Origin of the sequence: Paludibaculum fermentans, assembly GCF_051172195.1 — a bacterium.
In the GTDB taxonomy this organism is placed as follows: Bacteria; Acidobacteriota; Terriglobia; order Bryobacterales; family Bryobacteraceae; genus Paludibaculum; species Paludibaculum fermentans_A.
In genome coordinates, this window is the sequence record NZ_JBPJAQ010000001.1 from 3,409,251 (window position 1) to 3,422,278 (window position 13,028).

A 13,028-nucleotide genomic window follows, 5' to 3' on the forward strand; every position below is an offset into this window, starting at 1 on the left:
AAGTGCAACTAGGCCGAGTCGTAGGCTGCGTCTGGTCCAGCGTGAAAAACGTCGGACTCACCGGCCAGCGCCTGCTCATCGTCCAACCCGTCAAAGCGGACCTTACCCTCACAGGTCGCGCCATCATCTGTACGGATTGCACCGGCGCCGGCTCAGGCGAACTCATCTATTGGGTCCGGGGCAAGGAAGCGACCTTCCCCTTTACCGACGCCGAGGTCCCCTCCGATGCCACAGTCGTTGGCATTGTCGACGAACTCAATCTCGGCAAACCCAGGGCGGAGGACGGGAACTAATGCTCATCGCCCGCGTCATCGGGGACATTACCGCCACCCAGAAGCACCCTTCCCACGAAGGAAAGAAGCTCTTGCTCGTACAGCCGCTCGACCTCGATGGCTCCCACCGCGGCCTACCCATCATCGCCGTCGACAGCGTCAGCGCCGGCATCGGCGATCGCGTACTGCTCGTCCAGGACGGCTTTGCGGCCTTCACCACCGTCGGACTCAAAATCGCACCCATCGACGCCGCCGTCATTGGCGTCATCGACCACATCCAGCTGGTCTCAGACTTCGGCGCCGTCGCCCCTCAGCCCGCCCCGGCTCCCGCTGAACCCGGGCCTGCTGCGAAGAAGCAGTCCAAGAAGAATCGCGCCCAGTAACACAACCACCATCTCAAACGCGGTGAACCCCAGGTGCATCGCCCGCGCCTTTGCCGCCATCTCCATCGCCTGTACCTGGTTCGTCTGCTGCAGCTCCTGCCCCAGTTGCGAGATCCGCGGGATCAGGAAGAACTCCAGCAACAGCGACATCACCAGCATCCCCAGGGATAACCCCAGCGCCGGGCGCCCAGCCGTACTCATGAACAGCAGCAGTAGGAATACCGCCAGTCCGGCCGCCAGTTGCAGCAACCCCCACCACTCCAACACCACCCGGCTCGCCTCCGACGCCTGGTATTGCAGGATCTCCCGCATGGGCGCCTGGCCCAACTGCTTCATCGCCTTGGCGACATGCTGGGGCGGCCTGGCCATCGTGCTGTCCACTGACCGGTAACTCGCAGGCGCCACCAGCGACACCAGCAGGATCCCGCCCAGCCACATGCTCAACAGCACCGCCGTGAACCGCCGCGTCGCCCACGACGTGTGGTGCGAAATCCGGTCATGCGCCGTAGATGTACCGCTCACTCGAGCCTGATTGGCCACCTTACTCTTCCTCCGCAGCGTTGGCTTTGATGCCATACCGCTTCAACTTGTTAATCAATCCCTGGCGGCTCAAACCCAGCGCCCGCGCGGTCTTCTGCTGATTCTGACCGTGCCTCGTCATCGCTTCCTGGATTCGGCGCCGTTCCAGATCCTCAATCTCTTCCTGCAATCCACGGCCCGCCGCCTGCTCAGTCGCGGCCGTCTCCGGAGAGGCTTGCAACGCCTCCGAGAAGTCCTCCGGCTCGATCATCGACCCCCGAGCCACCACCATCGCCCGCCGCAGCTCATTCTCCAGTTGCCTGATATTACCCGGCCACCGGTAGCCCGCCAACGCACCCAGCGCCGCCTTCGACAACCCCAACACCGGCCGCCGCATCTCTTCCCCGATCCGTTGCAGCAGCATCGCCGCCAACGCCGGGATATCCGCCGACATCTGCCGCAGCGGCGTCGTCCTCAGGTGAATCACATTCAGCCGGTAAAACAGATCCTCGCGGAACAGATTCTTCTGGATCGCCTCCGCCAGATCCTTGTTGGTGGCCGCGATCACCCGCACATCCACCGGGATCGGGGTACGCCCGCCAATCCGCTCCACCATGCGCTCCTGCAGCACCCTCAGGATCTTCGCCTGCGCCGCCAGGCTCAGGTCGCCAATCTCGTCCAGGAACAACGTGCCGCCATGCGCCGACTCGAACTTGCCCGCGCGCCGGTCCACCCCCGTCGCCACGCCCTTCTCCACGCCAAACAACTCGGTCTCCACCAATGTCTCCGGCAGCGCCGCGCAGTTCAATGCCACAAACGGCCGCGCCGCCCGCGGACTCGCAAAATGCAGCGACCGCGCGATCAGGTCCTTGCCCGTCCCGCTCTCGCCCGTAATCAGGACCGTGACCTCGGCATCCGCTACCCGCTCAATCATCCGCCGCAGCTCTTCAATCCTGGGATGCGACCCCAGAATCGTCTTGCCCGGCAGCTTGCCGCCCAACTCCCTCAGGAGGTTGCGATTTTCGTCTTCCAGCCGCACCCTGTGCCGCTGCAGCTCGGCGATGAACTTCGCCGTCTGGATTGCAATCGCCGCACTGGCCGCCAGCGCCCGCGTGATCTGCTTGTCTTCCTCATCGAAGATGCCTTCGCGCTTGTTCAGAATCTCGAAGGCGCCAATCGCCCGCCCGTCCACATCAGTCAACGGCACCGCCAGCATGTTCTTCGTGCGATACCCGCTGCGCTCGTCCACGCCTTGATAGAACCGCGTGTCCCCGTAGGCGTCGTCTACGCAGATCTCTTCACAGGTCGACACCACGGTCCCCGCGATCCCCTGCTTCGAGTCCAGCCGGATCATCTCCGAACTGCCCAGCGCCACCTTCGACGTCAGCTCCCGCCCGTCTTCGCTCAGCAGGAAGATGCTCGCCCGCTCCGCCCCCAGCAGCCGCGCACCCTCTTCGGCTACCAAATCCAGCAACTGATGCAGGTCTCGCTCCGAGTTCATGCGCTGGCTGATGCGCAGAATCGCCGCAAGCTTTTCCGATGCTGGCAGCTGGCTTACCATAACAATCCGTTAGTCTACCCTGTACACACCCCGCTGTACAAAGTCTGGACAGCGCTTGACTACACCCTGTACAACCCCACTGGCCGCCTCAGCGATTCTCCCTAGTTTTCAATAAGATCGGGCCCGCCGGACTTTGGCACTCCGCCTGCTTATTACAGTAGTGGGTCGATTCCAAAGGCCCGCTGAGGGGTTTCTGGACCGGTTGATCCGGCGGCTGAGCGCCACACGAAGATCGGAGGAGATATTCGTGCCGGTGAGGTCGCTGGGTTGGAGGGCGCCTCCGGAAACCCCCTGTGGAACCGGAATCGGAGACTGTGGGCGCCGGCTCGGAGGAGAGCTGGCGGAGTTCGGAGGGACGGCTGAATAAGGGGCGGGTCAACGCTCTGGGGGACAGCCGGACCACTGGAGGGGTGCCGTTGCGCGGCCTCGCGGCACCCCCGCACCGAGTCTCTTAACACCTTCATCCGTACTCCTACACCCGTAACATTTCCGCCCGCTTAGCTCACTTTCCCCGCAATCTGCTACCCTCAAGGCAAATCCGTAACCTGTGGATACCGCAAAATGCTGCTTCAATCCAGCCGTCACTCCGCACCCAACCTGCGCGCGTTGTGCCTCGCACCCCTGGCTGCTCTTACTATGACTATGACGGGCTTTGCCGCCGATACCCCTCCCCCTCTCAAGATCATCCGCCACGAACTCCCCAATGGCCTCAAGGTCGTCCTCGCCGAGGATCACTCGCGCCCGGTCACCAACCTTCAGGTCTGGTTCCATGTCGGCTCCAAGGACGAAAAAACCGGACGCACCGGCTTCGCTCACCTGTTCGAGCACCTCATGTTCCGCGGCTCCAAAAACGTCGGCCCCGAAGAACATATGCGCTACGTCCGGGAAGCCGGCGGCCAGGTCAACGCCTACACCAGCTTCGATCAGACCGTCTATTGGGAAACCTTCCCCTCCAACTACCTCGAGCGCATGCTCTGGCTGGAAGCCGACCGCCTGTCCTCCCTCGACGTCTCCGACGCCAATTTTAAGAAGGAGCGCGAGGTCGTCAAGGAAGAGCGCCGCCTCCGCTTTGAAAATCCGCCCTACGGCCTGATCTTCGAGGACGTGCTGGCCAAGACCTACACCCAGTACCCTTACAAGCACCTCCCCATCGGCTCCATGGAGGACCTCAATAAGGCCACCGTCGAGGACGTCAAGGAATTCCACGACCTCTTCTACGTCCCCAATAACGCCACCATCGTGGCCGTCGGCGACTTCGACGCCAAGGAAGCCATCGCCCTCATCGACAAACACTTCTCGGCCATCCCCAAGGGCAGGCCCATCCCCCGCGTGACCGCCACGGAACCGGCCCAGACCGCCGCCCGCGAGACCACCATCAAGTACAAGAACGTACCCCTCGATGCCGTGGTCAGCGCCTACCACCTGCCGCCGCTCGGCCACCCCGACTCCTACGCCCTGGAGATCGCGTCCTCCATCCTCTCCACCGGCCAGTCCTCGCGCCTCTACAAGCGCCTGGTCTACGACGAGCAGTCCGCCGTCGCCGCCCAGGGCGAAGGACTCTTCCTCGAAGGCCCGTCCGTCTTCTTCGGCTTCGCCGTCGTCAACCAGGGCAAGAACATCAAGGAAGTTTCCAACAGCCTTGAGTACACCTTCCAGGAGATGACCGAAAAGCCCGTCACCGACGAAGAACTCGCCAAAGCCAAGAACCAGACCATTGCCGGCTTCATCATCGGCCGCGAAGGCGTCCAGGCCAAGGCCGACTTCCTCGGCAAGTGCTCCGTCCTCCTCGGCGACCCCGAACGCTACAACACGGAACTCGAGAACTACCGCAAGGTCACAGCCGCCGACGTCCTGCGCGTCTCCAAAAAGTACCTCGCCAAGTCCAACCAGACCAAGCTCTGGGTCTACCCCGAGGCCGAAGCGCCCAAGGCCGCGGAGCCCAAGCAGTAACTGAGGATCCCCCATGCGCTTCACCACGATCCTGCTCCCCGCGCTCGTCTCCGTTCTGGCCTCCGCCCAGACCGCTCAACCCACTCAACCGCCCAAGGTGAATCCACTCGCTGTCGCCAAGCCCGCGCCTCCTGCCAAGCCAAAGATGACTCCTCCCGCCCCAACTGCTCCGCGCCCCTACGAATTTCCGAAGGTGGCCTCCAAGACCCTGCCCAATGGGCTCAAGGTCTTCGTTATCGAGGATCACCGCCTGCCGCTTCTCTCGGCCTCCCTTCAGGTCATCGCCGGCGGAGCCTACGCCCCGCCCGAGAAGTCCGGCCTCGCCAACATGACCGCCACCCTCCTCCACGAGGGCACCACCACCCGCTCCGCCCAGGACCTCGCTAAACTCGCCGACAACGCGGGCGGTTCCCTCTCGGCCGGAGCCGGTGACGACGTCGCCACCCTCGGCATGACCTTCATGAAGTCCTACTCGTCGCTGGGTATGGAACTCCTCGCCGACATGACCCGCAATCCCGCCTTCTCCCAGGAGGAGATCGATCGCGCCATGCGCCAGGCTCAGTCCAACCTGCAGGTCTCCTACTCCAGCGCGGAGTACCTCGCCCCCGCCACCGCCTCCCGCGCACTGCTCGGCACCCACCCCTATGCCTACCCCGGCGATGGCACGCCCGTCACCCTGCGTAACATCAAGCGCGAGGACATCGTGGCGTTCTACAAGGCGAACTACGCCCCCGGCCGCGCCTGGATGGCCGTCGCCGGCGACGTCACCCCAGACGAAGCCTTTGCCCTCGTCGAGAAGTACTTCGGATCCTGGGAAGCACCCGCCGCGCCCGACGCCAAACTGCCCGCGCCGCCCGCTCCTAAGCCGCAGGTCGTCATCGTCGACATGCCCACCGCTGTACAGACCCAGATCATCGTCGGCCACCTCGGCGTAGCCCGCAACAGCCCCGACTATCTCGCCCTCTACGTCGCCAACCAGATCTTCGGCGGCAGCTTCAACTCGCGCCTCAACATGAAGCTCCGCGCCAACGAAGGCCTCACCTACGGAGCGAATTCCTCCTTCGAGCCTGCCCGTCAGACCGGCACCTTCCAGGCCTCCACCTTCACCCGCACCGAGAAGACCGCCGACGCCATCCGCATGCTGGTCGACCTCCTCAAGGAGTTCAAACAGAACCCGGCCTCGAAGGAAGAATTCGACGAAGCCAAGGCCTACCTCATGGGTTCGTTCGCAGTCGGCATCGAGACCGCCGCCGCTGTCGCCGGCCGCGTGCTCACCACCGCCGTCTATGGCCTGCCTGAGGATTACTACCCCAAGTTCCGCGAACGCCTGCAAGCCCTCACGCGCGAGCAGATGTCTGCTTCCCTCCAGAAGTTCCTCGAAAACGACAAGCTCACCATCGTCGCCGTCGGCAATGCGAAGGAGTTCTCCAAGGAGCTCGAAGCCTACGGCCCCATACGCATCATTAAGGCCGAGGAACTCGACCTCACCGCGCCCGGCATGGTCAAGGTCAAGGCCGCCGCCAATCCGGAAGCCGCGACCAAGGGGAAAGCGCTGATCGCTGCCGCCCTCACCGCCCTCGGCGGCCGGGAGAAAGCCGCGGCCGTGAAGGATCAGGTCCTCACCGGCAAAATCAAACTCAGCATGCCGCAGGCGGCTTTCGACGGCGACTCCGAGGAATCCGTCCTCTACCCCGCCTACTACAAAATGGTGATGAAGCTGCCCGTGGGCGTCATTACGGAATCAGTGGATGGCCCCAACGCCTGGGCCGCCCAGGGCCCGCAGGCGCAGGATCTCCCGCCCAACCTGGCGGCGGAACTGCGCAAAGGCATCCCCGCTGCCGGAGGGGGCATGGGCCTGCTCCTCGCCGCGGCCGCCGGTGAAGCCGAAGTACAAGCCATCGACGACACCACGGTGAACTGGAAGAAGGGTGACTTTGAAGCCAAACTCACCTTCGACGCCGCCAGCCACCAGTTGGTGAAGATGGCCTACAGCAGCGTAGGCATGAGCGGCCCGGCCGAGATGGAAGTGCAGCTCAGCGACTTCCGTCCCGTGGAAGGCCTCACCCTTCCGTTCCACGAGATCACTCTGCAGAACGGCCAGAAGGTCCTCGACCGCACGATCGCCGAGCGCAAGCTGAATACCGGAGTCAAACCCGAGTCGTTCAAGAAACCCTAGCGCAAGGGGACGTTCCACTAGCCCAAAACGACCGCGCGTGGGGACGTTCCGCTCTGGCCCAAAGCGACGAAAAGTCGCAACCTGGCGCGTGGGGACGTTCCGCTCTGGCCCAAAACGACGAAAAGTCGCAACCTGACCTCACTCCCAGGTGGCCGGAGCCGGAACGTCCCCCTCCACCGCGACCACCCCCTCCACCGCGACCACCCCCTCCACCGCGACCACCCCCATCCAGCACCCAATCACCCCGCCCGAGCCACCCGAACCAACCCCGCCACCCCATCCGCCATCAGCAGCGCGGCGTGTTTTGACTCGTTAATCAGCCCACCCACCAAACCCTCAATCGCCGCGGCAATCTCCGATCCCTTCAACCGCGAAATCTCATCCAGCCGCCGCCCGGTCAGCCAAACCGTCAAAGCGGACCCGCAGCCAATCGAAGCCGTACACCCTCTCACCTGGAACATCGCAGCCGTGACAACCCCGTCTTCCACCCGAGCCGTCAGCCGCAATTGATCTCCGCAAGCAGGGTTCTCCACGTTCACCGTGAAGGCCGGCTCCGCCAGCACACCCGCGTTCTTCGGATTCTGGAAATGTTCGAGAAGCTGTTCGCTGTACAATGGTTTAAGGTTTCCTCCATCTTTACTCACCCTGCATGGTGCGCACAATGATCGTGGTCGCTGGCGTCCTCCAGCAAGACGGCAAGCTCCTCATAGGCCAGCGTATGGCCAAAGACCGTCACGGCCTGAAATGGGAGTTTCCGGGCGGCAAGGTGGAAATGGGAGAGACCCCCAAACAGGCCCTTCGCCGCGAACTCCGCGAGGAACTCGGCATTGAAGCCGTCATCGGCCCCGAAATCGCCCGCTACGAACACTCCGCCCAGGGCCGCCCTCCGCTGATCCTGCTCTTCCACAAAGTCGACACCTACACCGGCGAGCCCCAGCCCAAAACCTTCGAGCAGATCCTCTGGGAAACCCCGGATGTCCTCCCCGACTACGACTTCCTCGACGGCGACCTCGACTTCGTCCGCCGCATCGCCCGCGGCCGCATCCGCCAACTGCGCTAAGACCGCAGCCCTTTCTCGCCCCCCTCCAAACCGATAATCAAGCGGAGTATCCTGTCCTCATGCCCGTGAAATTCGTCCCGTTATCCTGCGAAAACTGCGGAGGCAAACTCGAAGTCTACGAGGACATGACCCGCTTCGCCTGCGCCCATTGCGGCTCAGAGATGATCGCCGAACACCGCGGCAGCACCGTCATCCTCAAGTCAGTGCGGGACGCAATTCAGAAGGTCCAGGCCGGTACTGAGAAGACCGCGGCGGAACTCTCCATCGTCCGTCTCCGCCAGGAAATTGCCGAAAAGGACGAGGAAATCCAGCAGGCCCAGGCCGAGGCCGAAACTATCTCCCGAGGCTTCCTTCTCTCCCTCGCCGTCATTGCCATCCTGGGCCTCTGGATCACCGTCGACGGAACCTGGCTGGGCGTCTTCCTGTGGATCCCCGCCGCCGCCATCGGCCTCATCTACTATTCCGGCAACAAATCCCTGCGAATGAAAGCCCGCCGGCACACCGAACAAGCTCGCGTCGAACGTGACTCCCTCCAACTCCGGCTCGCTTCGGCTCAGCAGATCGCCGACTCCTGATCCGGCCGCCGCACACCGCAAATCGCAGTTACACCCCCGCATGTCATAAACTGTCCTCGGGCCTCAAACCCTGGTTCATCAACATGCGCATCACCGCCCTACTCACACTCCTGCCCATGGCGTTCCTCCCTATGACCGCCGCCGACCGCGTCCGCACCGCCTCCGGCACACTCGAAGGCGCCCCCGGAACCAACTCCGCCATCCGCACTTTCAAGGGTGTCCCCTTCGCCGCCCCACCCGTCGGCGACCTCCGCTGGAAAGCGCCCCAGCCCATGCCGAAGTGGAAAGGCGTCCGCCCCGCCACCGCCTTCGGAGCCCGCTGCATGCAGGCCCACATCTACGACGACATGATCTTCCGCGACCCCGGTCCCAGTGAAGACTGCCTCACCCTCAACATCTGGACCCCCGCCAAATCAGCGAAGGAAAAGCTGCCGGTCATGTTCTGGGTCCACGGCGGCGGCTTCCAGGCCGGAGGCTCCTCTGAGCCCCGCCAGGACGGCGAAGTCCTCGCCGCCAAAGGCGTCATCGTCGTCAGCGTGAACTACCGCATGGGCATCTTCGGCTTCTTCGCCCACCCGGAACTCACGAAGGAGTCCGGCCACAACGCCTCCGGTAACTACGGCCTCATGGACCAGGCCGAAGCCCTGCGCTGGGTCAAACACAACATCAAAGCCTTCGGCGGCGACCCCAACAACATCACCATCTTCGGCGAATCCGCCGGATCGTTCTCCGTCAGCGCCCTCATGTCGTCACCCCTCTCTCGCGACCTCATGACCCGCGCCATCGGCGAAAGCGGAGCGTTCTTCGGCGCCACCCTCAGCGCCCGCAACCTCGCGGAATCCGAGCAGGCCGGCGTCAAATTTGCCGCCGACCAAAAAGCCGATAATCTCGCCGCCCTCCGGGCTATCCCCGCCGATAAACTGTTGGACGCCACGAAGAACAGTCGCGGTGGGTTCGGCCCCAACATCGACGGCTACTTCTTCCCCACCTCGGCTGCCGAAATCTACGCCGCCGGCAAGCAGGCCCATATCCCGCTAATGGCCGGCTGGAACTCCGACGAAATGCCCTATCAGGCCCTGATGGGGAACGCGAAGCAGAAGCTCACCGCCGAGCGCTTCCAGCAGCAGGCCCGCGACCGCTACAAGGACGATGCCGGCGCGTTCCTCAAGGTCTACACGGCAGCCAGCGACGCCGATGCCCTCAACTCCGCCAAAGCCCTCGACGGCGACCTCTTCATCGCCTACGGCACCTGGAAGTGGATCAACACCCACGCTAAAACCGCCGCCAGTCCCGTGTATCAATACGTGTTCGACCGCGTCCGCCCCGCGCTCCCCGGCAAATCCATCCCCGGCATGGAGCCCGGCTCCTACGGCGCCGTCCACGCCTCGGAGATCGAATACGTCTTCGGAGCCCTCGACTCCAACAAGGCGTTCGACTGGCAGTCGGACGACCGCAAAGTCTCGGAACTCCTCCAGAACTACTGGACCAACTTCGCCAAAACCGGCGACCCGAACGGCCCCGGCCTCCCCAAGTGGCCCGCCTACACCCCCACGGCCAACCAGGTGATGCATCTGGACGTGGAAGCCAAGGCCCAGCCCGAAACCACCCGAGCCCGTTACGAGTTCCTCGACGCCCACGCCAAATAGCCCGTGCGGACGCCGCCAGGGCCATTCGTCCGCTGTCCCAATGCCGCCGGGGACGTTCATCCTCTGTCCCAAAACGCAGATGTCTGCAGCACTGATAGTGCCGAAGGTGGACAGAGCGGGAACGTCCCCCAGCCGTAACTCCCCAGCCGCCGGGTCTTGCCGTTCCGCGATCCGTAGCCATACACTCACCCCAATGCCACACCCCCGTCACCCCCGGCTTACGCGCAACGCATAAACTGGTCACGGCACTCTACGCCCATGCACTCAAACCAATTCCCGCCCGCCCTCCTGGCCCTGCTGGCCTTCGCCGCCGCGCCCCTCGGCCAAGCGCAATCCCAACCCTTCTCCTTCGACCCCGCCGATCCCCGCGAATCCGTCGCCGATAACGCCCCCAAACCGCCCTTCGTCTCCTCCGCCCGTCGTCTCCTCACGGCGCCCGAACTCAAAGACGCACCCGACGACTGGATCGCCAACTCCCTCGACTGGGTCAACTTCATCCTGGCCAACTACCAGCCAGCCCTCGTCGAGACCCCCGTCCGCCGCGCCGCCATGATCCGCCTCGACGACGTCCTCCACATCGAATCCGCGCCCCGCAAGCCCATCGTCCAGCAATACTACAAGGCCCGTCTCGAAGCGGCGCTCCGCGAGATCGAAACCGCCCGCGTCACCACCGGGCTCCGCATCTGGAAGCTCTACAACCACGGCTTCCTCGTCCGCACCGCCAGCGTATCGATCGCCTTCGACATCGTCCCCGGAACCCGCGAACCCGGCTTCTCCATGCCCCAGGAATGGATCGACCGCCTGGCCGCCCAGGCCGACGCGCTCTTCATCAGTCACCAGCACGGCGACCATGCCAACCAGGCCGTCGCCCGTGCCTTCCTGGCCCTCCGCAAACCCGTCGTCGCGCCCGAAGACGTCTGGCCCAGCGAGCCCACCCTGGCCAAAGCCGTCACCCATCTGCCCCGCAACACCGGACCCGCCCAAGTCCTACCGCTGGCCAACGGGCGCAGCCTCACAGTCGTGCCGTACCCAGGCCACCAGGGTTCGCGCATCCTCGTGAACATCAGCCTCATCACCACACCCGAGGGCTTCACCATCGTCCAGACCGGCGATCAATCCGGCAGCGAGGCCGCCGGAGGAGACTTCGACTGGATCGCCCAGATTGGCCGCGATCACAAGGTCGACATCCTGATGCCCAACTGCTGGGCGAACGGCCTCGGCCGTATGGTCCGCGGCATCAATCCCGCCCTCGTCATCACCGGCCATGAGAATGAAATGGGACACGCCGTCGACCACCGCGAAGACTACACCCAAACCTATACGCGGCTCTTCCCCATCCGCTATCCGGCCATCGTCATGACCTGGGGCGAAAGCTTCCTCTACCAAAGGCCTCTTCGTTAAACTGGCACCGGCGCACTAGTCCGCGGCGATCGCAGTCCGCCGGGGACGTTCACGTCCCCTGTCCCAAAACCCAGGCTGTTCGAAGTCTCAACGGCAGTGGGGACGTTCGTCCCCTGTCCCAAAACGCAAACTGTCAGTAATCTCAACAAGAACTGCAGGCGGACAGGGCGAGAACGTCCCCCAACCTCATCGCAACCCCCCCAGCCACCGAGCCCCACCCCTCAAGCCACAGTCAACAGAATCGGAGCCCCGTCCGTCACCACCAGCGAGTGCTCGTAGTGCGCGGCCAGCCTCCTGTCGCGTGTCCGAACCGTCCACCCATCCGCATCCATCCGCATCGATCCGTCGCCCGCCGAAATAATCGGCTCGATCGTAATCACCAGACCGTGCGTCAACCTGGACCCGGACCGCTTGTCGTAATAATTCGGCACACACGGTTCCTCGTGGATCGTCCGCCCCACTCCGTGCCCGCAAAATTCCTTCATCACGCTGAACCCGCACTTCCGCACGGTCCGTTCCACCGTCCGTCCAATCTCATAGATCCGGTAACCGGCCCGCGCCACGGACAGTGCCTGCTGGAACGCACTCTCCGCACAACGTGCCAGCGCTTCGGCCGTGGCGGAAACCCGCCCCACCGGCACCGTCACCGCCGCATCGGCCACGAAGCCATCCTTCTCCGCCGTGACGTCCAGCTTCACCAAATCGCCCTCTGCCAGCGTCCGTCGCCCCGGAATCCCGTGAATCGCCTCGTCGTTGACGCTGATGCAAGCCGTTCCTGGGAATCCGTAAACTTTCCGCGGCGACGCTTCCGCCCCATTCCGTGCCAGCACAGCCGCGCAGATCGCATCCAGTTCCGCTGTGGTGATGCCCGGCCTCACGGCCTTCGCCATTTCGTCCAGAGCCATCCGGACAATCCGTCCGATGGCGCGCAGTTGGTCCAGTTCAGCCTGCGACCGAATCGACATTCAGAGAGCCCTCCCCAGTTCAGTACCTCTCCACCAGGTCCAACGTGACACGGGTCATCCGGCCTTGGGCCGTCAGGAAACTGAGGGTATCTTCCTTCACCGCGCAGGCAGTTCCCTCGACAGTCTCACCATCCTTAAACCGCACGGTGCATCGTGCCCGCACCGCCCCCGCCTCAGCATTTCGTTTGGGCGCCGGCAGCATGCCGTCCGGAAACACGGTCGACTGCGGCACCGGCTTCTCCCGGACAAATTCCTTGTTGACGATCAGCGCCGGACTCTCCTTCGCCGGCTCCACCGGAGACGGCGCAGCTTCATGCGGAGCATCGTACCCAGTGCCCCACCAGCCCCCGTACGGCTGCCAGTATCGACCGCCCGGCCGGTACACTCGCGGAGGACCCGCCGCCGGCCTGCCGCCTTTCACTCCGGATTCGACCGGCGCTCCAACAAACGCCGGCTTACGCGCCTGGCCCCAAACGCTCACCGCCAACAGGCAAATCAACACTGTCGCGTTCCGCATACC

General features: G+C 63.9%; 13 protein-coding genes. 8 read left to right on the forward strand and 5 right to left on the reverse strand.

All coding sequences use genetic code 11. The features are described from left to right. Nucleotides 1-2: 2 nt before the first annotated feature. Both ACR9Y2_RS13875 and ACR9Y2_RS13880 read left to right on the forward strand, forming a co-directional pair. On the forward strand, nucleotides 3-293 hold the full coding sequence (locus ACR9Y2_RS13875) for a EutN/CcmL family microcompartment protein (protein ID WP_435041927.1): 291 nt from the start codon (nucleotides 3-5) through the stop codon (nucleotides 291-293). Further along, nucleotides 293-655, forward strand: a complete 363-nt coding sequence (locus ACR9Y2_RS13880) for a EutN/CcmL family microcompartment protein (RefSeq protein ID WP_435041928.1) — start codon at nucleotides 293-295, stop codon at nucleotides 653-655. The genes ACR9Y2_RS13875 and ACR9Y2_RS13880 overlap by 1 nt, the downstream gene beginning before the upstream one ends. Here ACR9Y2_RS13880 and ACR9Y2_RS13885 read toward each other — a convergent pair. Then, entirely contained in the window at nucleotides 560-1,177 is a 618-nt protein-coding gene (locus tag ACR9Y2_RS13885; RefSeq protein WP_435041930.1) for a hypothetical protein, read from the reverse strand. The two genes, ACR9Y2_RS13880 and ACR9Y2_RS13885, sit on opposite strands and share 96 nt — an antisense overlap. A 19-nt stretch (nucleotides 1,178-1,196) precedes the next feature. Beyond that, nucleotides 1,197-2,735: a sigma 54-interacting transcriptional regulator gene (locus ACR9Y2_RS13890; protein ID WP_435041931.1), complete on the reverse strand. Its 1,539-nt coding sequence runs from the start codon at nucleotides 2,733-2,735 to the stop codon at nucleotides 1,197-1,199. A gap of 561 nt (nucleotides 2,736-3,296) precedes the next feature. Between ACR9Y2_RS13890 and ACR9Y2_RS13895 the strand changes: the two genes are divergently transcribed. Continuing rightward, entirely contained in the window at nucleotides 3,297-4,685 is a 1,389-nt protein-coding gene (locus tag ACR9Y2_RS13895; RefSeq protein ID WP_435041932.1) for a M16 family metallopeptidase, read from the forward strand. Between the two features lie 13 nt (nucleotides 4,686-4,698). Continuing rightward, on the forward strand, nucleotides 4,699-6,861 hold the full coding sequence (locus ACR9Y2_RS13900; protein ID WP_435041933.1) for a M16 family metallopeptidase: 2,163 nt from the start codon (nucleotides 4,699-4,701) through the stop codon (nucleotides 6,859-6,861). 239 nt (nucleotides 6,862-7,100) lie between these two features. On the opposite strand, the gene ACR9Y2_RS13905 is transcribed toward ACR9Y2_RS13900, so the two are convergent. Next, nucleotides 7,101-7,475 (reverse strand): iron-sulfur cluster assembly scaffold protein, encoded by a 375-nt coding sequence (locus tag ACR9Y2_RS13905; protein WP_435041934.1) that lies wholly within the window; start codon nucleotides 7,473-7,475, stop codon nucleotides 7,101-7,103. 47 nt (nucleotides 7,476-7,522) lie between these two features. Here ACR9Y2_RS13905 and ACR9Y2_RS13910 point away from each other — a divergent pair, with 47 nt between their 5' ends. From ACR9Y2_RS13910 to ACR9Y2_RS13925, 4 genes are all read left to right on the forward strand, one after another. Beyond that, on the forward strand, nucleotides 7,523-7,921 hold the full coding sequence (locus tag ACR9Y2_RS13910) for a (deoxy)nucleoside triphosphate pyrophosphohydrolase (RefSeq protein WP_435041935.1): 399 nt from the start codon (nucleotides 7,523-7,525) through the stop codon (nucleotides 7,919-7,921). Nucleotides 7,922-7,980: 59 nt separating this feature from the next. After that, the gene (locus ACR9Y2_RS13915) at nucleotides 7,981-8,496 is read left to right on the forward strand and encodes a hypothetical protein (protein ID WP_435041936.1); all 516 of its coding nucleotides are present in this window, start codon (nucleotides 7,981-7,983) and stop codon (nucleotides 8,494-8,496) included. 83 nt (nucleotides 8,497-8,579) lie between these two features. Continuing rightward, a complete protein-coding gene (locus ACR9Y2_RS13920; RefSeq protein ID WP_435041937.1) occupies nucleotides 8,580-10,142 on the forward strand; it encodes a carboxylesterase/lipase family protein in 1,563 nt (520 codons plus the stop codon). 258 nt (nucleotides 10,143-10,400) lie between these two features. Next, nucleotides 10,401-11,543 (forward strand): MBL fold metallo-hydrolase, encoded by a 1,143-nt coding sequence (locus ACR9Y2_RS13925; protein ID WP_435041938.1) that lies wholly within the window; start codon nucleotides 10,401-10,403, stop codon nucleotides 11,541-11,543. Between the two features lie 221 nt (nucleotides 11,544-11,764). Here the strand turns inward: ACR9Y2_RS13925 and map are convergent, their stop codons facing one another. Then, complete coding sequence (gene map, locus ACR9Y2_RS13930; RefSeq protein WP_435041939.1) at nucleotides 11,765-12,508, reverse strand: type I methionyl aminopeptidase; 744 nt, start codon at nucleotides 12,506-12,508, stop codon at nucleotides 11,765-11,767. Between the two features lie 19 nt (nucleotides 12,509-12,527). Next, the gene (locus ACR9Y2_RS13935; protein ID WP_435041940.1) at nucleotides 12,528-13,025 is read right to left on the reverse strand and encodes a hypothetical protein; all 498 of its coding nucleotides are present in this window, start codon (nucleotides 13,023-13,025) and stop codon (nucleotides 12,528-12,530) included. Between the last annotated feature and the right edge of the window lie 3 nt (nucleotides 13,026-13,028).

Bases quoted from the DNA above. Each gene is read 5' to 3' on its own strand.
- ACR9Y2_RS13925 (WP_435041938.1), top strand. From the start codon at position 10,401: ATGCACTCAAACCAATTCCCGCCCGCCCTCCTGGCCCTGCTGGCCTTC.
- ACR9Y2_RS13880 (WP_435041928.1), top strand. From the start codon at position 293: ATGCTCATCGCCCGCGTCATCGGGGACATTACCGCCACCCAGAAGCAC.
- ACR9Y2_RS13935 (WP_435041940.1), bottom strand. From the start codon at position 13,025: ATGCGGAACGCGACAGTGTTGATTTGCCTGTTGGCGGTGAGCGTTTGG.
- map (WP_435041939.1), bottom strand. From the start codon at position 12,508: ATGTCGATTCGGTCGCAGGCTGAACTGGACCAACTGCGCGCCATCGGA.
- ACR9Y2_RS13910 (WP_435041935.1), top strand. From the start codon at position 7,523: ATGATCGTGGTCGCTGGCGTCCTCCAGCAAGACGGCAAGCTCCTCATA.
- ACR9Y2_RS13895 (WP_435041932.1), top strand. From the start codon at position 3,297: ATGCTGCTTCAATCCAGCCGTCACTCCGCACCCAACCTGCGCGCGTTG.
- ACR9Y2_RS13890 (WP_435041931.1), bottom strand. From the start codon at position 2,735: ATGGTAAGCCAGCTGCCAGCATCGGAAAAGCTTGCGGCGATTCTGCGC.
- ACR9Y2_RS13915 (WP_435041936.1), top strand. From the start codon at position 7,981: ATGCCCGTGAAATTCGTCCCGTTATCCTGCGAAAACTGCGGAGGCAAA.
- ACR9Y2_RS13900 (WP_435041933.1), top strand. From the start codon at position 4,699: ATGCGCTTCACCACGATCCTGCTCCCCGCGCTCGTCTCCGTTCTGGCC.
- ACR9Y2_RS13920 (WP_435041937.1), top strand. From the start codon at position 8,580: ATGCGCATCACCGCCCTACTCACACTCCTGCCCATGGCGTTCCTCCCT.